This is a genomic window from Paenibacillus sp. FSL K6-1330 (assembly GCF_037976825.1).
Taxonomy (GTDB): domain Bacteria; phylum Bacillota; class Bacilli; order Paenibacillales; family Paenibacillaceae; genus Paenibacillus_AQ.
This window is the reverse complement of record NZ_CP150269.1, coordinates 4825724-4846961: the sequence shown is the minus strand read 5'-3', so window position 1 is coordinate 4846961 and position 21238 is coordinate 4825724. Positions and strand designations below refer to the sequence as shown.

Sequence of the window (21238 nt, the reverse complement as noted above, 5' to 3'; positions counted from 1 at the left end):
CATTGCCTTCAATGAAGGCAGTGGCTTTCTTCGTTTTAAACCCTTCTGTTTCTGGGTATCCTATGGCTCACGAAGGTGGTTGACTTGTGTTTTCACTTTTTCATCATGTATAATGAATTCAAGTGACTGGGTGCGGTATTTTTTTGAAATTTAATATAACAATGGTACGACGTCCAAAACTATAGGAGGGTTAGATACATTTGTCTAAGAAAATAAGCAACGATAAACTATCGATTTTTGCCTTGGGCGGCGTCGGTGAGATCGGGAAGAACATGTATGTCATTCAATATGCCAATGACATCGTTGTCGTGGATGCGGGATTGAAGTTCCCAGAAGAAGATATGCTTGGGATTGATATTGTTATTCCTGATATTAGCTATTTAACGGAGAATCGCGACAAAGTGAGAGCGATTTTGCTGACTCACGGTCACGAGGACCATATCGGCGGCCTCCCTTACGTATTGAAACACTTGAATGTTCCTGTGTACGGAACGAAATTGACGCTCGGATTAGTGGAAAACAAGCTCAGAGAAGCGAATTTGCTGGGTGAGACGAAACGGATTCTGATCCATGCGGATTCGGAAGTACAACTCGGAAACACACTGAAAGCGACCTTCTTCAAGACCAATCACAGTATCCCGGATTCCGTAGGGATCTGTATCGAAACACCGGAAGGCAATGTTGTGCATACGGGTGACTTTAAGTTCGACCATACTCCGGTAAACGACCAATATGCGGATCTGCAGCGTATGGCTGAGATCGGAAGCAAGGGAGTATTGGCTCTTCTGTCAGATAGTACGAACGCAGAGAGACCAGGCTTCACGCCTTCCGAGAAAAACGTGGGCATCGTGCTGGAAGATATTTTCCGCAAAGCCGAGCAGCGGGTGGTTGTTGCAACGTTTGCATCGAATGTGCACCGGATTCAGCAGGTTGTTAATGCAGCCGAATCCACGGGCCGCAAAATAACGGTTATCGGAAGAAGCATGGTCAATGTGGTGTCCATTGCCGCTGAGCTTGGATATTTGCACATTCCGGACGGCATGCTGATCGAACCTGAAGAGGTTAACAAAATGGCAGCTGACCGGGTTGTCGTATTGTGTACAGGCAGTCAGGGAGAGCCGATGTCAGCGCTCACACGCATGGCACGTTCCACTCACCGCAAGGTGGACATTCTGCCAGGGGATACGGTTATCATTGCAGCAACTCCGGTTCCAGGTAATGAAAAATATGTGGGACGTACGATTGATGAGTTGTTCCGCCTTGGAGCAGACGTGATTTATAGTGGATCCAATTCGGGTGTCCACGTATCGGGTCATGGCAGCCAGGAAGAACTCAAGTTGATGCTGAATCTGATGAAACCGCAATTTTTCATCCCTGTCCATGGAGAATACCGGATGCAGCGCCGTCACGCTCTGCTTGCAGAGTCCGTTGGTGTTGATCCGGACAACATTTTTATTACCGATATCGGTGAAATTGTGGAAATCCAAGGTGGCTCGGCCCGCAAAGCCGGCAAAGTAACTGCTGGAAATGTTCTGATTGACGGACTTGGCGTTGGTGACGTAGGAAACATCGTATTGCGCGACCGCAAGCTTCTGTCCCAGGACGGAATTCTGGTCGTTGTCGTTACCTTGAGCAAGCAAAACGGTTCCATCGTATCCGGTCCTGATATTATTTCGCGTGGATTCGTATACGTACGGGAATCCGAAGGGCTTCTGGATGAAGCGAACCGTATCGTTTCCAGCACGCTTCAGAAGCTGATGAGTGAAAACGTGAATGAGTGGGCGTCACTGAAAACCAGCGTAAAAGACGCTTTGGGACGCTTCTTGTATGAACAAACACGTCGCAGACCGATGATCTTGCCGATCATTATGGAAGTCTGATACAAGATAATAAAATAATCAGGCACACAGTCGCCCCTTTTTCGCAGGTAATAATTGGACGGTTCCCGCGAAAGAGGGCTTTTTATAGGTTGATCCTTAAACTTCTCCCGAAAGATTTCGGCAGGAGTTTTTTTGGTTGCTGCTATTCCGCTGCCAAGCTGAATGTACCCATATAAGCATAAAATGATCCCGTCATTTGCCATACTAAGGGTTAGCTATGTGTTGATTGCAGCAGCTAGACATTAAGATAAAGGCAGGGATGCGCGATGGAGAAAGATCAATGGACTACCGGCAACAGAAGAGCAGGATGGACTGGCGAGACGGAAGCGCCTCCGGTCGTCCCCACCGAGGAAGGCAAAAAAGCGGCCGTAACGGAAACGATACAGCAGCTGGGACAGACGGGACTGCCGAGCGGCGGGGAATCCAACGTTTTTTGCATGACCATCATTGGACAAATCGAGGGACATATCGTGCTTCCACCGCAAAATAAAACCACAAAATATGAGCATATGATTCCACAGCTTGTGGCAGCTGAGCAAAATCCGCGGATCGAAGGACTCTTGATCATACTCAATACCGTTGGCGGCGACGTTGAAGCCGGACTTGCCATTGCCGAGATGATTGCATCGCTCAGCAAACCGACCGTAACGGTAGTCATTGGAGGGGGGCACAGTATCGGCGTCCCTATCGCTGTAGCAGCAGATCACTCGATCATCGCGGAGAGCGCGACGATGACCATTCACCCGATACGCATGAGCGGGTTAGTCATTGGCGTGCCGCAAACCTTTGAATACATGGAGAAAATGCAGGAACGTGTCGTACGTTTTGTAACGAGTCATTCGAGGATAACAGAGGAACTGTTTAAGGATCTGATGTTCAAAACCGGTGAATTGAACAGGGATATCGGTACCGCGGTTTCAGGTACAGACGCCGTCAAATATGGCCTTATGAACGAGGTGGGGGGCATTGGGCAGGCATTAAGCCGTTTGAATAGCATGATTGAAGAACGTAAAACGATACCTGGAGGGATTACGCAATGATATGGTACAGCGTCATGCCATTGGATCCGATCGGGATGCTGCAAGGGGAACAGGCAGCCGTCACGTCCAGGGAAGTTCGGGTTGAAGGAATACTAATGGAAGTTGAACCTATGGCAGAGGATCAGGCGAAAATTGTCCGTTTACTCGATTGCGGGCTTCAAGATTACTTGAATCCACGCTACGCTCCGGGGGCAATGATTCGCTATATTCCGACGGTTGAAAATGAGGCTAAAGGCTGAAAACAGAACATAGGTACGCCACCGAATATTATGCTATAATATGGATTCGGGGGTGACACTTTTGGCAAAGCGGAAAAGAAAGAAGAAGGCAGCCTTTGCAGCCGTATTGAAGTATGAAATTTATGGGATTGTATTGATGACACTTTCGGTCATCGCATTATCCGGAGAAGCACCGGTGGGGCGTTCCCTGTCCAAGATGTCGGGATATCTGCTGGGCAAGTATTATTTTATCATCCCCCTAATCGGCATCTATTACGGGTTAATGGTGATGATTCACCGGAAATGGCCCAAACGGTGGAACAGCAGACGCACCGGTGTCCTTCTCTTGGTATTATCGCTCACTTTAATGAGCAGCATTGCAGGTTTGGAGTCGAAGCTGGCCCCGATTGGACAATTGAGTGCGTCAAATGCGATGAGCCAGATACATAGTGATTTGCAAGGCGAGCTCCTTCATGCCGGGGCAGATGATGGACATCATCCCGTCATGGGCAGAGACATCAGCGGCGGTTACATTGGAGCGTTGCAGTTTGCCTTTCTGTTAATGCTGTTTGGCAGCATAGGGGCAAAGTTGATTGTGATTGTCATGCTAGTGATCAGCTTCATGCTGATTACCAATCTGTCCTATGTGGATTTAATGCGGATGTTCCGCGTGAGGGTTGTAAAGGCTGGAGAACGGATTCAGAAAAAAGTGAACAGCCAGCAGACCAAATCAAGAGCTGCGGCGAAATCAAGCGCGAAGGAACAACGCATCCAGCTGCCGGAAGATCTGGATGAAGATGATGATCTGGATGATATGGAGAGCATGAGACTGCCGCGCCGCAAAACGCCGCAATTCTTCCAGTTGTTCGGTTCCAAAGGCAACAAACGGAACGAAGCAGTGGAAGAGGCTGGGGATGCTGCGGATGAGGCGGCTCCGGTATTTACCGTTGGCAACGGGCATGGTGCTAAGGAGAAAGGGGAGGTCGTCCTGTTCAACAGTCCGGTTCAACCGGAGGAGGGAGCCGATGTTATCACTCCTGCAGCAGAATCCGTGCCTTCCTCGCCGATTATTCGTGATTTCTTCGAGCAAGTGAAACAAGAAGGACGCCTGGATGACGAGTACGACGATCACGAAGCGGTGATACCTTCGGCACAAGAGGACCCTTCGGGGAACACGGCAGCTAGTCCTGAGCCCATGGGTGGCCTTGAAGCGTCGAATGGCGAGTTGAATGGAGCTGCTACTGCAGGTAATGAGGGGCAGGAGGGAACGGCACCGGCAGCACCTCCGGCTCCGCCGCCCAAGCCGTACAAGCTGCCGCCATTCCGGCTGCTATCCAAACCGAATAACGGCGGTAAGGGTGGAGACCAGAATGATTATATGCAGACAGCGCGCAAGCTGGAGGCGACGCTGGAAAGTTTCGGCGTTCGGGCCAAGGTACTGGAGGTGGTCCGGGGGCCGTCGGTAACCCGTTATGAAATTCAGCCGGACATCGGGGTTAAGGTCAGCCGGATCGTCAATCTGACCGATGATATTGCACTCGCGCTTGCGGCCAAGGATATTCGGATGGAAGCGCCGATTCCTGGCAAATCAGCCATCGGGATCGAAGTGCCGAACAACGAAGTATCACTGGTTACGATGAGAGAGGTTATGGAGACGCCGACGTTCCAGGAAGCGGAATCGAAGCTGTCAATTGCATTTGGCCGTGATATTTCAGGTCAGACGATTGTCGGTAATTTGGCACGCATGCCCCATCTCCTTGTTGCAGGTGCAACGGGTTCGGGTAAATCCGTATGTATCAACGGCATCATTACCAGCATTCTGTATAAAGCGAAGCCGGATGAGGTTAAGTTCCTGATGGTCGATCCGAAGATGGTCGAGCTCAATGTCTACAACGGAATTCCGCATTTGATGGCACCGGTGGTAACGGATCCGAAGCGGGCATCCTTGGCACTTAAGAAAATCGTAGTAGAGATGGAGAAACGGTATGAGCTGTTCTCCAAATCCGGGACGCGAAATATTGAAGGTTACAACAATCTGATGAAGGATAATCTGCCGGCAGTATTGCCTTATATCGTCGTGATCGTGGACGAGCTGGCCGATTTGATGATGGTTGCAGCCAACGATGTGGAAGACGCGATCACGCGTCTGGCCCAAATGGCCCGTGCCGCCGGGATTCACTTGATCATCGCGACGCAGCGTCCGTCGGTCGACGTTATTACGGGGGTCATTAAAGCAAACATTCCGTCGCGTATTGCCTTTGGCGTGTCTTCGCAGGTCGATTCCCGAACGATTCTGGATATGGCGGGAGCAGAGAAGCTGCTTGGCCGCGGGGATATGCTGTTTATGCCGATGGGCTCCTCCAAGCCGATCCGGGTGCAGGGAGCCTTCATGAGTGATCATGAGGTCGAGAACATTGTGGATTTTGTCCGGGATCAAGGGCAGGCGGAATATGATGAGTCGTTAGTGCCTGAGATAGAGGAATCGTCGAATTCGGATGAAGAAGAATTGGATGAGCTGTATGAGCAGGCGGTGACCATCGTACTGGAAGCGAAGCAAGCGTCCGTATCGCTGCTGCAGCGGAGAATGCGCGTAGGCTATACCCGTGCAGCGCGTCTTATAGATTCCATGGAGGCACGCGGGATTATCGGACCTTACGAGGGAAGCAAACCGCGGGAAGTGCTGATGTCTATGGAGCAATACCAACAACAGCAGAATCGAATCAGTTAAGGGAGTCAATCCCTTAACTTCAGAAAAAGGAAGCGAACAACCAGAATTTTGGGTTGATCGCTTCCTTTTTTGTTGGTTCACGGAATGCTGTGCCTTTTGCGGTATTTGCTTGCCGTCATTTTCATAAGTTTCTTAAAGGTTCGGTCAAAATGCGTCAGGCTTTCAAAGCCGATCGATTCGGCGATGTCCACGATTTTCAGGTCCGTATCCGTCAGAAGGCGCTGTGCCTCGCGAATGCGGGTGAGGTTCAGATAGTTAATGATCGTAAAGCCCGTAATTTCTTTGAATATCCGGGACAGGTAGAACGGGCTGATGTAGAAGGTTTCAGATAATTGCTGCAGCGTGATTTTGTCTGCGTAATGGGCGTGAATAAACTTAACGACGTCCGTGATTTTCTGATGGAGCGGGTTCATGGAGATGTGAGCAGGCAGCGAGGCGGAATGGGTTAACCGAGAGGTTTTAATTAATAACTCGGTAAGCAGTACCTGCAGCATGTATTCGTACGAAGCAGAGCCTTCTCTGATCTCATCGGCCATTTTATTCAAAATTTGCATGATGATTGCTTGCTCTGGAACGGTTAAACGCAGCAGCGGCGTATCCTGATTAAACATGCTCAGCAATTCGGATGCCAGCAAGGGGTGGCCTTTCCCCAGAAAAGAATCGCTAAAATTTATGACGATACGTTCATGCTCCGGATCGCCTTGACCCGAGGTTTTATGAACGTCGAATTTATTGATGAGAATGAGGTCTCCCGCCCGAATGGTGTACAATTTTTCTTTGATAAAATAATTGCGCTCGCCTGAAACCAGATAGTAGACTTCATAGGTTCCATGATAATGGTTATTTCGTTCAAAGGGCTTTGTGCGATGAATGCGATGGTAGTAAAATTCCCCTTCTTCTTCTCCGTAGGTTACGGTATGGGTATCGCTGGATATCATAATCGCCCCCGCTTCGTTTCAATTCCTTCATGATCAGGTCTATTCCAGTTCTTCAGTTATATTGTAGCAACTTCTATTGACCAAAACAAAGCAAGATATGTTGAATAATCCTTCAATTTCGCAATAAACGTGAAGAAATCCAACTGATGATGCCGTAACATAGTAGATAATCTACAGAAATGGGCGGTGTTATGATGAGATCTTTTATGGATGAACATTTTTTGCTCAATAACGAGACTGCGCGTACCTTATACCACGATTATGCAAAAGACATGCCAATCATCGACTACCACTGTCATCTGAGTCCAAAAATGATCTATGACAATCACCGGTTTGAGAACTTGACCGAAGCGTGGATTAACGGCGATCACTATAAATGGCGGGCAATGCGAGCCGCTGGAGTGGAAGAGGCATATATCACGAGCGGCCCGGGAGTGAGCGATTATGACCGCTTCTTGGCTTGGACGCGCACCGTTCCGATGACGATCGGCAATCCGTTATTCCATTGGTCTCATCTGGAGCTGCAAAGACTGTTTGGCATTAAGGATATTATTCATGAACAGAATGCTCCGCAGATATGGGAAGCGGCGAACAAGCGACTGCAGGAACATGATTTGACAACCCGGGGATTGATCGTTTCAAGCCGTGTGAAAGTCGTCTGTACGACAGATGATCCGACGGATAACCTGGATTATCATATCAAGTTGGCGGAGGAAGGCGATACCGGATTTCAGATGCTCCCCTCATTCCGTCCGGATAAGGGACTGGAGATTAACCGGGAGACGTTCCTGCCCTGGGTGAAGTTGTTGGCGGACCGAAGCCGGATGGAGATTACGGATTATTCGGTATTTCTGAAGGCACTTGAGCAGCGGGCTAAGTTTTTCCATTCGGTTGGCGGCCGGGTATCCGATCATGCGCTGGATTATGTGCCCTATCAAGAGGTTACGGAGAAGCAAGCGGCTGACATATTCCTGAAAGCGCTTAAAGGGGAGCGGGTTTCCCGTCAGGAGGAGGAACAATTCAAAACGTATACGCTGCTTTATCTCGGCCAAATCTACGCAAAACTTGGCTGGGTCATGCAATTTCATATTAATGCCCAGCGCAACAATAACACCCGGATGTTCCGAGAGTTGGGCCCGGATACCGGTTATGATTCGATTCACGACAGTTCAATTGCGGTACCGCTCGTGAAGCTGATGGATCGGCTTGATCAAGAGCGGGCACTTCCGAGAACGATTCTCTATTCACTTAACCCAAGCGATAACGATATTCTCGCAGCACTGATCGGCAGTTTTCAAGGCGACGGCATTCCGGGTAAAATTCAGTTCGGATCCGCGTGGTGGTTCAACGATACCAAGGACGGTATGGTCGACCAGATGAGCAAACTAGGCAATATGGGGCTGTTAAGCCGCTTTGTCGGCATGCTGACCGACTCCAGAAGTTTCTTATCCTATACCCGGCATGAGTATTTCCGGCGGATTCTGTGCAATCTCCTCGGAGAGTGGGTTACACGGGGAGAAGCGCCGGATGATCTTCTATGGCTCGGGGGAATTGTACAGGATATTTGTTACAACAACGCAGAGAGTTATTTCCGATTTGGCGGGATGGAAGGGAGATAGATCAGAACATGGATGCAAACACAGACCGTAGCCGAGCGCTGAAGTTGATAGGACGGGATTTTTTACAATTACAACAGCAGAACCACTTGGACATGTTGAATTACCCTGTTAAGGTGCTTCAAATCGGCGAGGGCAACTTTCTTAGAGGGTTCTTCGATTGGATGATCTATGAATGCAACCGGCAGGGGTTATTTCAAGGGAGCGTTGCCGTCAGTCAGCCAAGACCAGGGGGACGACGCAAGCTGGAGCAGCTTCGAGAGCAGGAAGGGATTTACGGTTTGCTGACCCGAGGTATCCAGGATGGACGGAAGATAGAAGAAGAACGGTGGATCCCGGTGTTCTCAAAGATCATAGATCCTTATGCGGAATGGGAGAATTTCTTAAGGATCGCCGAGCTGGATTCCCTGGAGATCGTAGTCTCCAATACAACGGAAGCTGGTCTCGATTATCAGCTCAGTGACTGGAATCCGTCGGAACCACCGATGTCATTCCCCGCAAAGCTGACTATGCTTTTATATCGGCGTTATGAGTGTTATGAAGGCTCGCCGGACAAGGGCCTGTTGATCCTCCCATGCGAGCTGCTGGAACGAAACGGGGACATCTTGCGCTCGATTGTGCTGCGGCATGCAGAGGATTGGGGCCTTTCGCCGTCTTTTCAGAGCTGGATCGAGGAGTGCAACCTGTTTCTGAACTCACTTGTGGACCGGATCGTAACCGGTTATCCGGAAGAGGCTGAGCGCTATTTTGACCAATGGGGTTATGAAGACCGATTGTTGAACACGGCTGAGCCCTATTATTTCTGGGCTATTGAGGGCGACTCGTCATTGGAGTCCAGGCTGCCCCTGCAGTCAGCGGGTCTCCAGGCAAGATGGGTACCCGATCTGACCCCGTATCAAGTGAGAAAGGTAAGAATATTGAATGGAACGCATACGCTGATGGCTTCCATCGGTTTGCTTCATGGTTTCACTGAAGTGAAAGAGATCGCAGAAAGCACGGAATGGGGAAAAGACATTCGCGACGCAATGCTGCAAGAGATCGTCCCCTTGGTGCCTCTCCCGTTGGAAGAGGTTACGGCATATGCCATATCTGTATGGGAGCGATTCCGCAATCCCTTTCTTCGGCACAAGCTCCAGGATATTGCCATGAACAGCATCTCCAAGTTCAAGGTGAGGCTTTTGCCAAGCTTAAAGGAATATGTCAGTTCGCACAACACGCTCCCAAGCCTCATGACTCGGGGATTGGCCTCCTTGATCCGTCTGTATCATGCCAAATCGGTCGAGGGGCAGTGGTACGGAACGTGTCTTGACGGTAAACAGATGCTGTTAAGAGATGATCCGGACAGCCTGATGACATTTTACCAAGCGTGGCAAAAGGTAGAAGACGGGGAATGGAGTATACGTCAGCTTGTGGCATCCATTCTTGGCAATCAGGCTTTATGGGGCGAGGATTTGAACCGGATATCCCATCTTCATGAAGTTGTAAGCAGCTATATCGAAGAAATGGAGCTGATCGAGACATGAGCGACATCGTCATACTTCACAACAAGGATGATGTAGGCATCGCGCTTCGTCCTTTGTCAGCAGGAGAACATGCCATCGGGTTTCTGAACGGGAAGGAGCATGCGATCGAGGTAACCGAGAGCGTGCCAAAAGGTCACAAGGTGGCTCTTCGATTGATAGAGCCGGGCAGCCATGTTTTAAAATTCGGTTATTCGATCGGACTGGCGAAGGAAGTCATTTTGCCGGGACGATGGATCCATACTCACAATTTGAAAACCGGACTATCCGGTGAAGTGGAGTACCAGTATAATCCTAGTGCAAAAGCAGTGCCTCAAGATTCACCAACTGTTATGGAATCCTCGATGTTCCAAGGGTATATCAGATCAAGCGGTGAGGTTGGGATCCGAAACGAAATTTGGATCATCAACACCGTCGGCTGCATTAACAAAACCTGCGAGCTGTTAGCGCGTATGGCTGGCCAGCAGTTTCAAGGGAGAGGCATTGATGGAGTTTATCACTTCCCGCATCCCTACGGCTGCTCGCAGCTTGGAGATGATCTAAGCCATACCCAGCGTCTGCTCTCGTCCCTGGCCCAGCATGGCAATGCGGCAGGCGTGCTTATTATCGGGCTCGGCTGCGAGAATAATCAGATCGATCAAATGCAGGCCATGATTGGCGAGCAGGACGGAAAACGGATCAAGTATATGCGTGCTCAGGATATGGAGGATGAATTGGAGGAGGGCATGTCCCTCATATCCGAGCTTGTGGAATATGCCGAGACTTTCAAACGAACGGAAGTTCCTCTCTCCAAACTGAAGGTCGGACTGAAATGCGGGGGTTCGGACGGTCTGTCGGGCATTACAGCCAATCCGCTGGCGGGCCGCATTGCAGATACCATCACCGCTCACGGTGGCACAGCTCTGCTGACGGAGGTGCCGGAGATGTTCGGAGCCGAAACGATCCTGATGGACCGGGCAGCCGACGAACAGGTGTTTAAGGATATTACGGTGCTGATTAACAATTTTAAGCAATATTTCGTATCGCACGGACAGGAAATCTATGAAAATCCTTCTCCAGGGAATAAAGACGGCGGCATCACAACCCTGGAGGAGAAGTCACTGGGGTGCACTCAAAAAGGAGGAAATGCAACGGTGACCGATGTACTCCGTTACGGCGTGAGATCAACAAAGCCGGGGTTAAACCTGATCGAAGCGCCAGGCAATGATCTCGTATCGGTTACGGCCTTGGCTGCAGCGGGCGCCCATCTCGTCCTGTTCACAACGGGTAGGGGGACGCCGTTTGGCGGCCCGGTCCCCACCATCAAAATCGCGACCAATTCCGAACTGGCCGCTCGCAAAAAGCATTGGATTGATTTTAATGCAGGTGCTTTGCTGGAAGGCAAAAGCATGGAGGATCTCCATGAGGAACTCATGAATCGTATGGTCCAATTAGCCTCGGGTGTTGAACAGACGAGAAATGAACGCAATGGCTTCAGGGAAATATCCATTTTTAAGGATGGCGTCATTTTATAGCGTGAGTTGTTGGAACGATGGTTAGAAAAAAGAGGAGGAGCACATATGTCCAATCCTATTCAGCAGCAAGGACCGTTAACCTTATCACCCCTACAACTTGGCACCAAGGCTTGTCAATCGATCATGGGAACGTATTCGCCGGAGCAGCTGCCGCCTGCAGGGCGGTGGCATTACCACCAGGGCGTATTTCTGGTTGGCATGTCACAATTGTGGAAATTTAGCGGTGAGTCAAAGTTTTTGGATTACGTAAAGGGTTATGTCGATCATCTGGTGGACTCCAACGGGAATCTGCTGCTGGAGCGGGGGGAGCTGGATTCCGTTCAAGCGGGCCAACTCCTGATGGAGCTGGATGCTGTATGTCCCGAACATCGGTACAGGGCTGCCGCAGATAAACTGCTCTGTCTGTTATCTACGCTGAATCGGACCACGGATGGAGGATACTGGCATAAGGATCGCTATCCTTACCAGATGTGGCTGGACGGCTTGTATATGGGTGGCGTGTTCACGATGAAATATGCGCAGCAGTATAACGAGCCGCATTTATTTGACGAGGTGCTGTTCCAGGAGAGGCTGATGCGTTCCCATACCAAGGATCAGGCAACCGGGTTATTTTATCATGCTTGGGACGAGAGCAGAACGATGCCCTGGGCAGATCCGGTTAGCGGACAATCCCCGGAATTTTGGGGACGCGCGTTAGGCTGGTACGCGCTGTCGATCGTGGAATTCCTTGATTTACTGCCTGAGGATCATCCGGCGAGGGAAGAACTGGCTGTCGTGCTCCGCGAATTAAGTGAGGCGCTGGTGCGTTATCAGGATCCACTGACCGGGCTGTGGTATCAGGTTATAGATAAAGGGGGCCGGGAGGACAATTGGCTGGAAACCTCATGCTCCAGTCTCTTCATATATACCTTAGCCAAAGGAATCCGTCTCGGTTACCTGGATTCTTCCCTGATCTCGCACGCAAGACACGGATATACTGGCCTGGCCCAATCCGTATATATGAATGATCAGGGGCATCTGGTTATGCCTAAAATCTGCATCGGCACAGGTGTCGGCGATTATAAGCACTATGTGGAAAGGCAGCAATGCGAGAATGATCTTCATGGGGTCGGAGCGTTGGTCATGGCGTGTGTAGAACTTGGCAGAACATCTGAATAAATCGGCGCAGGATCGTTAACTCTACTCCGAACGACAAGGAGCTGTTCCTTAGAGGAACAGCTCTCTTTGTGTTTCAATGATGTGCCGTCTTCGTTCGCTCCTCTCCCGAACAGGTGCATAGGAAACTGGCAGGCATGTCATAATAACGGTAGCGAGGCTTGTTAAACCACAAGAGAAAGGTAGAGCGCAGCATGAAAAACTCAAGAATCTGGATTCTGATCAGCATTGCGATCCTGTTATCTGCCGTTGTCTTCGCTCAGGGAGGCCTTAAAGCAGATCATTCAAATCTTCAGGAAGCTTTGCCAACCTTTAGCCAGCAGACCATCAAATTTGGTTCTACCGGCGAAGATGTGTATGAGCTGCAAGGCCGTCTGAAATACCTGGGCTTTTATCATGGCAAAATCGATAGCGTATTCGGTTCCAAAACCCAAGGATCCGTTAAATGGTTCCAATCGGAGTTTGGCATGAAGGTTGACGGTATCGTAGGTCCGAAGGTCAAGCTTAAACTGTATAATGCAACCAAGGATTTCCGTCCGACCGCTCCGAAGCTTCATGAAGGTGGGGGCGGAGCAGCGGCCGGTGCGGGCGGCGGTACCTCCAACAAGGAAGGCGGCAATAACAACTTAGCCTCTTCGAATACCATGGGACTTTCAGACAATGATTTAAGGATCATGGCGAATGCCGTTTATGGTGAAGCGCGCGGAGAACCGTTCGAAGGCCAGGTTGCCGTAGCGGCGGTTATTCTCAATCGAGTGAAATCTCCAAGCTTCCCTAACTCGCCGCATGGGGTTATATTTGAGCCGAGAGCCTTTACCGCTGTAGCTGACGGTCAAATATGGCTTGAGCCGAACGAGCAGGCGCGGAAAGCCGTAGAGCAGGCGCTAAATGGCTGGGATCCGACAGGGGGCTGTCTGTATTACTTTAATCCGAAAACAGCGACCTCGCCATGGATATGGACCCGCCCTCAAGTCAAAACCATCGGTCAACATATCTTCTGTATGTAAGCCGCAAACAACAGCAACCGGGGCCTGTCTTCGGTTGCTTCTTCACTTTGGAATGGGTTAGAATGAAAGTTATCTATGAAGTAAATTATGGCAACGACAATCCATGATGTAAGGGGATATGGACCTTGACGAAAACGGAATTTGAACACGGTATGGCCGGAGGAATACGAATTCACGTGTTGCCGACCAACCGATTCAAGACATTTGCGATATCGCTTTACGCCGGAAGTCCATTAGCAGAAGAAACCGTGACCTCGACCGCGCTTACACCTTTTGTGCTGCGCAGAGGAACTGTTTCATACCCGGAAACAAGAGCATTCCGAGAGCAGTTGGAGCAGTTATATGGCGCCGGATTTGGATTTGACGTGTATAAGCGTGGCGATTATCAGATCGTACACTTTCGCATGGATACGATCAATGACTCTTTTGTTAAGAGTCCGGAGAGCCTGCTGCGCTCTTCATTTGCTTTTTTGGGTGAAGCTTTCACCCAGCCTGTGCTAGAGAATGGCGCATTCCGCAAATCTTATGTACAGACCGAGCGTGATACGGTCCGCAAGAAGCTGGAGTCCATCGTCAATGATAAGATTCGTTACGCCGCGGAACGCTGCATTGAGGTCATGTGCAAGAACGAACCGTATCGATTGCATCCGTTAGGAGAACGGAAGGATCTTGACGGTATCACGCCGGAAGGCTTGTATGAGTCCTATCAGAATTGGCTTAATGAATCTGTTCTTGATCTGTATGTAGTTGGCGATACAAGTTTGGATGAGGTGAAGAAGCTCGTAGAGGAGCATTTTAAACTGAACCGAACCGGAAGTAAGGATTATGTCCCTTCCACCACACGAACGGTCGCGAGCGAGACGCAGACGGTTGTGGAGAAGCTGGACATTAATCAAGGCAAGCTCAACATGGGCCTGAGAAGCACGATTACTTACGGCGATGATGAGTATGCCGCTGCGCTCATGTATAACGGGATTTTGGGAAGTTACCCGCATTCAAAGCTATTCGTTAACGTGAGGGAGAAGGAAAGTCTGGCGTATTACGCGTCGTCCCGATATGACGGTCATAAAGGGATTGCTACCATTCAGTCCGGCATCGAAGTTCAAAATTTCGAGAAAGCCGTCCAAATTATTCGCCAGCAGCTTGATGACATGGCTAAGGGTGCCATTACGGATATCGAAATGACCCAAACGAAAGCGATGATTCGCAACGTAATTAAGGAAATGCAGGATTCGGCCTTTGAGATGATTGCCTATGACTTCAACCGAACGCTGTCAGGCCGGGAACGTACGCCGGATGAGCTGCTGCAGCAGGTGGAAGGCATTACAGTGGATGATGTGAAGCAGGCGGCTGCGGCATTTTCGCTGGATACGATCTATTTCCTGAAAGGTCAAAAGGAGGAATAGCCGGTGGAGAGCATTCATTATGACAACCTGCAGGAGACGCTGTACTACGAAGTGATGGATAACGGGCTGCACGTGTACGTGCTGCCTAAACCCGGCTTCCAGAAAACTTATGCGACCTTCGCAACCAAATACGGTTCGGTGGATAACCATTTCAAGGTCGAAGGCGAGTCCGAAACTCGCGTACCTGATGGCATTGCGCATTTTCTCGAGCACAAAATGTTTGAGGAGCCGGAAGGCGACATTTTTGCCAAGTTTGCCTCGAACGGTGCCTCGGCGAATGCATTTACAAGCTTTGACCAGACCGTGTATCTCTTCTCTGCCACGGAGAACATCCATGAAAATTTGGAGACACTGATCAATTTCGTGCAGAACCCTTATTTTACCGATCAGAACGTGGAGAAGGAAAAAGGGATTATCGGCCAGGAAATCAACATGTACCAGGACAATCCGGATTGGCGCGTATACTTCGGTTTGATCGAAGCGATGTATAAGGTGCATCCGGTGCATATTGATATTGCCGGTACGGTTGAATCCATCGGGACGATTACGAAGGAAGATCTGTATACGTGCTACAATGCGTTTTATCACCCGAGCAACATGCTGCTGTTCGTGGTGGGTGGCGTAGATCCTGTAGAAACGATGAACCTGATTCGTTCAAATCAAGCCGCGAAATCGTATGAGAAGCAAGGCTCCATTGAGCGTTTATTCGATCCGGAGCCGCAGGGAGTTGAAGAGAAGCGGAGAGAGAGCCGCCTGGCTGTATCACTTCCGAAATGCCTGTTCGGCTTCAAGGAGAAGCAGATCGGTTTAACGGCCGAGGAGCAGCTGCGACGCGATTTGACAACGAAGCTGATGATGGATCTCCTGTTCGGATCCAGTACGGAATTGTATCAGCAGCTATATGACGAAGATTTGATTTCCGACAGCTTCGGCCATGAGTATAACAGTTCACCCCAGTATGCGTTCTCTGCGGTTGGCGGAGATACGAAGGATCCGGATCAACTGCTTGAGCGCATCCGCACAGAGGTGGATAAGCTAAAGGCAACCGGATTTCAGGTCTCCGACTTTGAACGTGCCCGCAAAAAGAAAATGGGCGGATACTTGCGTATGCTCAATTCCCCGGAAAACATTGCTCATGAATTCACTCGCTATCAATTCCGCGGGGTGGATTTCTTCAAGGTTCTTTCGGTTTATGAATCGATTACCATTGATGATGTAAATCGCCGCCTGCAGGAGCATGTCGATTGGGATCAATTGGCCGTATCAATCGTTGTGAGTCCGTAATGAAGCAAGACATGGGAAGAGAACTGAAACCGATCGGGGAAATGACGGTGCTGATCACCGGTGCGAGCAGAGGCATTGGTGCGGCTGTTGCCGAGCGCTTTGCCTCGGTACGCATGAATGTGGTTATTCACTATATGAATTCGCATGAAGCGGCCAATGAAGTTGCCCGTCGCTGTATGGGCTATGGAGCTAAGGTATTAACCGTATCTGCGGACCTTCGCGACAAAGAGCAGATATTGCGCATGAAAGAGAAGCTGCAGAGTCATGATATGGAGCCCGATATCCTGGTAAACAATGCCGGGGTATCCCATTATGGGCTTCTGTCTGACGTGACGGAAGAAGAGTGGGACACTTTGATGTCCATTAACCTGAGAGGGATGTTTCTGTGTTCCCAGGCGTTTATGGGGCGTATGATCTCCCAGCGGTTTGGCAGGATTATCAATGTGTCCTCGATCTGGGGTTTATCGGGTGCCTCCTGCGAGGTATTGTATTCAACAAGCAAGGGCGGCGTTAACGCCTTTACGAAGGCCCTTGCGAAGGAGCTTGCTCCATCAGGAGTGACAGTGAACGCCGTTGCACCCGGCGCGGTGGATACGTCCATGCTGGGGCATCTGGAATCGGATGAAATCCGCATGCTGGAGGATGAAATTCCGGTCGGCAGATTGGCACAGCCGGATGAGATTTCATCACTGGTGTATTTTCTGGCGCTGCCCGAGTCGGGATACATTACCGGGCAAGTGATCAGCCCGAATGGCGGCTGGGTGACCTGATCGTAAGTTCGTGGTGCAATTCACCACTCATAAGGTATTGGTTACGGGGACATATTACTATTGTTACTTTAAATCTGAATTGCCACCACGCAAAAGGAGGATTTAACTCATGTCATCCGTAATCAAAAACTTTGATTCTTGGAAGAAATTCCTGGGCGATCGTGTCGTTCAAGCCGAGAAAGCGGGTATGAGTGAAGACACCATTTCTCAGCTGGCTTATGAAATTGGTGATTTCCTTGATGAGAAGGTTGATCCGCAAAACTCATCCAACCGGGCACTGAAAGAATTGTGGGATGTAGGTAACGAGGAAGAACGCCACGTTATCGCGCGTCTGATGGTGAAACTGGCCAAGAACAACGCATAACCCTCTTGCAAAAAGCCCCCCGCCAACGGGGGCTTTTTGTCAAGAAAAAAGAATGTAATTTTCATGTCATCGTTAATACTTGCCTTTCATTTTTATTTTATATATCATTAACGTGACCCATTTTTCATTTGACCTGTTTTTGCGTGCGATTTTCGCTGAAATTTGTCGAATATTGATGGAAAAGAAGTGCAAAGAGGTGTCTTTGTGGAATCGAATCAATGGTACATGGAATACAAGATACATAAGAACCGACCTGGTTTGCTCGGTGACATTGCATCCGTGTTAGGTATGCTCGAAGTCAACATCCTGACAATTAACGGCGTTGAAGGCCAAACTCGCGGAATGCTGCTGGAAACGGATGATGAAGAAAAAATTATCCTGATGGGCAAAATGTTAAACAAAATGAAAAATATTACGGTAACAGCCTTGAGACCCCCAAAACTGGTGGATATTTTGGCTGTCCGACATGGACGATATATTGACCGGGACTCGGATGATCGTAAAACGTTTCGTTTTACGCGTGATGAGCTCGGTTTACTTGTTGATTTTTTGGGTGAATTGTTCAAAAGGGAAGGTAATCAGGTCATCGGTCTTCGCGGAATGCCTCGCGTCGGCAAAACCGAGTCCATTATCGCTGGCAGTGTCTGCGCGATGAAGCGCTGGACGTTTGTCTCCTCTACGCTGCTCCGCCAAACCATTCGCAGTCAACTCTCTGAGGACGAGATGAACTCGAACAACGTTTTCATCATTGACGGGATTGTCAGCACGATCCGATCGAATGAGCGCCACTATCAACTCCTGCAGGATATTATGGGGATGGGGAGCACGAAGGTGATCGAGCATCCGGATATTTTTGTTCGCGAATCCGAATATTCCTATGATGATTTCGACATTATAATCGAATTGCGAAACAATCCGGAAGAGGAAATCGTTTATGATACGTTCACGGGTTCTTATAGTGACGATTTATAATATTTTTTTGACTTTGACCACGAAATTCTAAAGTAGGAGGTGATGGCATGTCCGAACTGGGACAGCAATTGAGGGAGGCGCGTCTACAAAAAGGGATGAGCCTTGATGATGTGCAGGAAATGACAAAAATACGCAAGCGATACTTGGAAGCCATCGAGGCAGGGGATTACAAAGTACTTCCCGGCAGTTTTTACGTGCGGGCATTCATCAAAACCTATGCGGAAGCGGTGGGGATTGACCCGGACGAACTGCTTGAAGGCCATAAACAGGATGTGCCTAAATCCGAACCGGAAGCGACCATGGAGCCGGTTATTCAAAAGCGTGCCACCAGACCTTCAGCCGAACGGAACATGAAATGGCTGCCTACTCTGCTGATGTGGACATTCCCGATTCTGATCGTTGTCGTCATTTATTTGGTGGCAATCAATTCGAATGAGCCTAAGGATGAACCTCAGGTAAGCAATAATGACCAGACGCAGACGGATCAAGCGCAAAAGCCGGAAGATTCTGGCAATACGGATCCCGCCACGCCAGGTGACGGAGCGCAGGGCGGCGATAACGCCACGGACGGTACAGGTAACGAAGGCACAGACGGTGAAGGAACAGACGCAACGGATGGAACAGATGGCACGGACATCGATGAACCAGGGAATACAACGCCTGGAGCAACTACGGTGACGCAGGACCGGACGGAAGGCAAGAACACCGTATTTAAGGTATCAGGCTCGTCTGTGAAGGTTGAAATTGTGGCAACAAGTGAAGGAAAGAGCTGGGTAGAAGTGTATCGTGGTTACAATACCTCCGGGGAGAAGCTGGCTTTCCAAATGCTTGAGAATGGTGCTGCGCTCAGCTTTGACCTGGATAGCCAGGGACTCTACGTGAAATCGGGGAATTCCGCTGCAACCACCATTACGGTTGGCGGCCAGCCCGTAACAGATGGGAAATCAACGTCGCGTATCTTGCTGGAGCCGGCAGATGGTTCCACAGGGACTACGGATACCAGTACTACTGACTCTACAGGCACTACGGATGTAGAATAATTGTCTCACCTCCAGGCCATCATAACAGCATGCAGCTGCATGCTGTTATTTCGCTTCATGGAAGAGGTGTTGCTTTCGTGACGGTCAACTGGATTATATTCGGATTAGGCGTCATCGTCAGCCTCTTGGGCTATTATTTGATTCCAAGCGACTGGGGATATGGCATATTAGGCTTTGGACTGGCACATATTTTGCTTGGTATATTGAGCATGTTCCGCCGTCCGGTGCAGGATGAGAAAGCTAGCAGTTGAAGGAGCAGACTTCGTTTTCGCCGGGTGTTGGCGATAAGCGGAGTCTTTTTCGTTCCAGATCCACCCGCTGATCCTTAATGGGATTAGACTTGTCTCTATGTTTTACCTATAATAGAAGCATTATCGTTAATGAAAGGAAGGATTCACCATGGCTTCAGAAAATTCATTTGATATCGTATCCAAAATGGATATGCAGGAACTTAGTAATGCGGTTAATCAGGCGGAGCGGGAGATTGAGAACCGTTTTGACTTCAAGGGCAGCAAGAGCAGCTTGAAGCTGGACAAGGACGCACTGGTCATTGCATCCGATGACGAGTATAAACTCAACGCCGTTATTGATATTTTGCAAACCAAGATGGTGAAACGGGGCTTGTCGCTGAAAAATGTGGAGTACAGCAAAATCGAGCCGGCTTCCATGGGTACCGTTCGCCAGCGTTTGACCTTAAAACAGGGAATCGATCAGGAAAATTCGAAAAAGATCAATATATTGATCCGTGATTCCAAACTGAAGGTCAAGAGTCAGATTCAAGGTGACCAAATTCGGGTAACCGGAAAAAACAAGGACGATCTTCAACAGATCATGCAGCTGCTTCGCAAAGCGGATCTTTCTCTGGACCTGCAGTTCACCAATTTTAAATAAACGCTCGTCACAGGCTCACGTAGGATTGGATGGACAGGTTGTTTCTTTTGACAGGGCGTCAACGGAAATATTATACTAAAAAACGATATATAAGGATTAACGTATACATAGATCACTGGGGGATGAATATGACAGACAGCGCTTCACGCTTCAAACCCTTTAGGCTCTTGGGAAGAGCGACCCTATTGAAGTACAGATGGATAACAGTCGCGGGGTCTGCGAAAATTTCAAGACAACCCGTTGCAAGGGAGGTTGCCCCATGAATTTACCCAATCGTATCACGTTGGCCCGCATTTGCTTGATCCCTGTCATGATGATTTTTCTGCTGGTGGATTTTGATTTTTATCCGGCTCCTATTGTATGGAATGATTTTGTCCTGCCCTATAACCAATTGATTGCGGCTTTGATATTCATACTTGCTGCAAGCACGGATGGGATTGACGGGTATTTGGCCCGGAAAAACAATATGGTGACAAACCTGGGTAAACTTATGGATCCGCTCGCGGACAAACTGCTGGTGGCAGCTATCCTCATATCGCTTGTGGAGATGGGGAAATGTGAATCATGGATTGCTGTTGTCATTATCAGCAGAGAATTCGCGGTTACTGGCTTGAGACAAATTGCGCTCCTGGAAGGTTCCGTCGTTGCAGCAGGTCAATCAGGAAAAATCAAGACGGTGATTCAGATTGTGGCAATTGTCGCGCTTCTGATCAATAATTTCCCGTTTGTATTCTTGGGAATTCCGTTTGATGTCATTGCAATCTGGGCTGCCGCGATAATTACGATCTATTCGGGAATCGAATATTTTGTCCAGAACAGGCATCTTCTTAAAGGTACCGGGGCATAACGGCAATAGGAGCTATCCTATTGCTTTTTTCTTCCGCAGGGTAATAAA

General features: G+C 49.3%; 19 protein-coding genes. 18 read left to right on the top strand and 1 reads right to left on the bottom strand.

Features of this window, described 5'->3' with window-relative positions; all coding sequences use genetic code 11:
• Positions 1–200: 200 nt before the first annotated feature.
• The 4 genes from NYE54_RS21875 (at position 201) to NYE54_RS21860 (ending at position 5866) form a co-directional block, all read left to right on the top strand.
• The gene (locus NYE54_RS21875; RefSeq protein WP_076324947.1) at positions 201–1880 is read left to right on the top strand and encodes a ribonuclease J; all 1680 of its coding nucleotides are present in this window, start codon (positions 201–203) and stop codon (positions 1878–1880) included.
• Positions 1881–2146: 266 nt separating this feature from the next.
• On the top strand, positions 2147–2920 hold the full coding sequence (locus NYE54_RS21870) for an ATP-dependent Clp protease proteolytic subunit (RefSeq protein ID WP_076324946.1): 774 nt from the start codon (positions 2147–2149) through the stop codon (positions 2918–2920).
• Positions 2917–3159, top strand: coding sequence for a YlzJ-like family protein (locus NYE54_RS21865; protein ID WP_076324945.1), 243 nt, complete (start codon positions 2917–2919; stop codon positions 3157–3159). The genes NYE54_RS21870 and NYE54_RS21865 overlap by 4 nt, the downstream gene beginning before the upstream one ends.
• A gap of 40 nt (positions 3160–3199) precedes the next feature.
• On the top strand, positions 3200–5866 hold the full coding sequence (locus tag NYE54_RS21860) for a DNA translocase FtsK 4TM domain-containing protein (protein WP_339266182.1): 2667 nt from the start codon (positions 3200–3202) through the stop codon (positions 5864–5866).
• Positions 5867–5943: 77 nt separating this feature from the next.
• Here NYE54_RS21860 and NYE54_RS21855 read toward each other — a convergent pair whose 3' ends face one another.
• Complete coding sequence (locus tag NYE54_RS21855) at positions 5944–6804, bottom strand: AraC family transcriptional regulator (RefSeq protein WP_339266180.1); 861 nt, start codon at positions 6802–6804, stop codon at positions 5944–5946.
• Between the two features lie 194 nt (positions 6805–6998).
• Between NYE54_RS21855 and uxaC the strand changes: the two genes are divergently transcribed.
• The 14 genes from uxaC (at position 6999) to pgsA (ending at position 21190) form a co-directional block, all read left to right on the top strand.
• The gene (gene uxaC, locus NYE54_RS21850) at positions 6999–8423 is read left to right on the top strand and encodes a glucuronate isomerase (protein ID WP_339266178.1); all 1425 of its coding nucleotides are present in this window, start codon (positions 6999–7001) and stop codon (positions 8421–8423) included.
• Between the two features lie 8 nt (positions 8424–8431).
• On the top strand, positions 8432–9943 hold the full coding sequence (locus NYE54_RS21845; protein WP_339266176.1) for a tagaturonate reductase: 1512 nt from the start codon (positions 8432–8434) through the stop codon (positions 9941–9943).
• Entirely contained in the window at positions 9940–11454 is a 1515-nt protein-coding gene (locus NYE54_RS21840; RefSeq protein WP_339266174.1) for an altronate dehydratase family protein, read from the top strand. Before NYE54_RS21845 ends, NYE54_RS21840 begins: the two co-directional genes overlap by 4 nt.
• A gap of 45 nt (positions 11455–11499) precedes the next feature.
• Positions 11500–12612, top strand: a complete 1113-nt coding sequence (locus tag NYE54_RS21835) for a glycoside hydrolase family 88 protein (protein WP_339266172.1) — start codon at positions 11500–11502, stop codon at positions 12610–12612.
• A 191-nt stretch (positions 12613–12803) separates the two neighbouring features.
• On the top strand, positions 12804–13616 hold the full coding sequence (gene sleB, locus NYE54_RS21830; RefSeq protein WP_339266170.1) for a spore cortex-lytic enzyme: 813 nt from the start codon (positions 12804–12806) through the stop codon (positions 13614–13616).
• A 125-nt stretch (positions 13617–13741) separates the two neighbouring features.
• Positions 13742–15022 carry a pitrilysin family protein gene (locus NYE54_RS21825; protein WP_339266169.1) on the top strand — a complete coding sequence of 427 codons (1281 nt, stop codon included), beginning with the start codon at positions 13742–13744 and terminating at the stop codon, positions 15020–15022.
• Between the two features lie 3 nt (positions 15023–15025).
• Positions 15026–16306, top strand: a complete 1281-nt coding sequence (locus NYE54_RS21820) for a pitrilysin family protein (protein ID WP_339266167.1) — start codon at positions 15026–15028, stop codon at positions 16304–16306.
• Positions 16306–17076: a 3-oxoacyl-ACP reductase FabG gene (gene fabG, locus NYE54_RS21815; RefSeq protein WP_076324935.1), complete on the top strand. Its 771-nt coding sequence runs from the start codon at positions 16306–16308 to the stop codon at positions 17074–17076. The genes NYE54_RS21820 and fabG overlap by 1 nt, the downstream gene beginning before the upstream one ends.
• Positions 17077–17185: 109 nt before the next feature.
• A complete protein-coding gene (locus tag NYE54_RS21810; protein WP_076324934.1) occupies positions 17186–17440 on the top strand; it encodes a DUF3243 domain-containing protein in 255 nt (84 codons plus the stop codon).
• Positions 17441–17644: 204 nt separating this feature from the next.
• Positions 17645–18412 carry a DUF3388 domain-containing protein gene (locus tag NYE54_RS21805; RefSeq protein ID WP_076324933.1) on the top strand — a complete coding sequence of 256 codons (768 nt, stop codon included), beginning with the start codon at positions 17645–17647 and terminating at the stop codon, positions 18410–18412.
• Between the two features lie 47 nt (positions 18413–18459).
• Positions 18460–19452, top strand: a complete 993-nt coding sequence (locus NYE54_RS21800; protein WP_076324932.1) for a helix-turn-helix domain-containing protein — start codon at positions 18460–18462, stop codon at positions 19450–19452.
• A 77-nt stretch (positions 19453–19529) separates the two neighbouring features.
• The gene (locus tag NYE54_RS21795; protein WP_144023504.1) at positions 19530–19703 is read left to right on the top strand and encodes a DUF4175 domain-containing protein; all 174 of its coding nucleotides are present in this window, start codon (positions 19530–19532) and stop codon (positions 19701–19703) included.
• A gap of 148 nt (positions 19704–19851) precedes the next feature.
• Positions 19852–20343 carry a YajQ family cyclic di-GMP-binding protein gene (locus NYE54_RS21790; RefSeq protein WP_076324931.1) on the top strand — a complete coding sequence of 164 codons (492 nt, stop codon included), beginning with the start codon at positions 19852–19854 and terminating at the stop codon, positions 20341–20343.
• Between the two features lie 259 nt (positions 20344–20602).
• Positions 20603–21190, top strand: coding sequence for a CDP-diacylglycerol--glycerol-3-phosphate 3-phosphatidyltransferase (gene pgsA, locus NYE54_RS21785; RefSeq protein ID WP_076324930.1), 588 nt, complete (start codon positions 20603–20605; stop codon positions 21188–21190).
• Positions 21191–21238: the final 48 nt, after the last annotated feature.

What these genes read in the sequence shown, in the direction of transcription:
- NYE54_RS21870 (WP_076324946.1), top strand. Translation starts at nt 2,147, where the DNA reads ATGGAGAAAGATCAATGGACTACCGGCAACAGAAGAGCAGGATGGACT.
- NYE54_RS21865 (WP_076324945.1), top strand. Translation starts at nt 2,917, where the DNA reads ATGATATGGTACAGCGTCATGCCATTGGATCCGATCGGGATGCTGCAA.
- NYE54_RS21860 (WP_339266182.1), top strand. Translation starts at nt 3,200, where the DNA reads ATGGATTCGGGGGTGACACTTTTGGCAAAGCGGAAAAGAAAGAAGAAG.
- NYE54_RS21855 (WP_339266180.1), bottom strand. Translation starts at nt 6,804, where the DNA reads ATGATATCCAGCGATACCCATACCGTAACCTACGGAGAAGAAGAAGGG.
- uxaC (WP_339266178.1), top strand. Translation starts at nt 6,999, where the DNA reads ATGAGATCTTTTATGGATGAACATTTTTTGCTCAATAACGAGACTGCG.
- NYE54_RS21845 (WP_339266176.1), top strand. Translation starts at nt 8,432, where the DNA reads ATGGATGCAAACACAGACCGTAGCCGAGCGCTGAAGTTGATAGGACGG.
- NYE54_RS21840 (WP_339266174.1), top strand. Translation starts at nt 9,940, where the DNA reads ATGAGCGACATCGTCATACTTCACAACAAGGATGATGTAGGCATCGCG.
- NYE54_RS21835 (WP_339266172.1), top strand. Translation starts at nt 11,500, where the DNA reads ATGTCCAATCCTATTCAGCAGCAAGGACCGTTAACCTTATCACCCCTA.
- sleB (WP_339266170.1), top strand. Translation starts at nt 12,804, where the DNA reads ATGAAAAACTCAAGAATCTGGATTCTGATCAGCATTGCGATCCTGTTA.
- fabG (WP_076324935.1), top strand. Translation starts at nt 16,306, where the DNA reads ATGAAGCAAGACATGGGAAGAGAACTGAAACCGATCGGGGAAATGACG.
- NYE54_RS21810 (WP_076324934.1), top strand. Translation starts at nt 17,186, where the DNA reads ATGTCATCCGTAATCAAAAACTTTGATTCTTGGAAGAAATTCCTGGGC.
- NYE54_RS21800 (WP_076324932.1), top strand. Translation starts at nt 18,460, where the DNA reads ATGTCCGAACTGGGACAGCAATTGAGGGAGGCGCGTCTACAAAAAGGG.
- NYE54_RS21790 (WP_076324931.1), top strand. Translation starts at nt 19,852, where the DNA reads ATGGCTTCAGAAAATTCATTTGATATCGTATCCAAAATGGATATGCAG.
- pgsA (WP_076324930.1), top strand. Translation starts at nt 20,603, where the DNA reads ATGAATTTACCCAATCGTATCACGTTGGCCCGCATTTGCTTGATCCCT.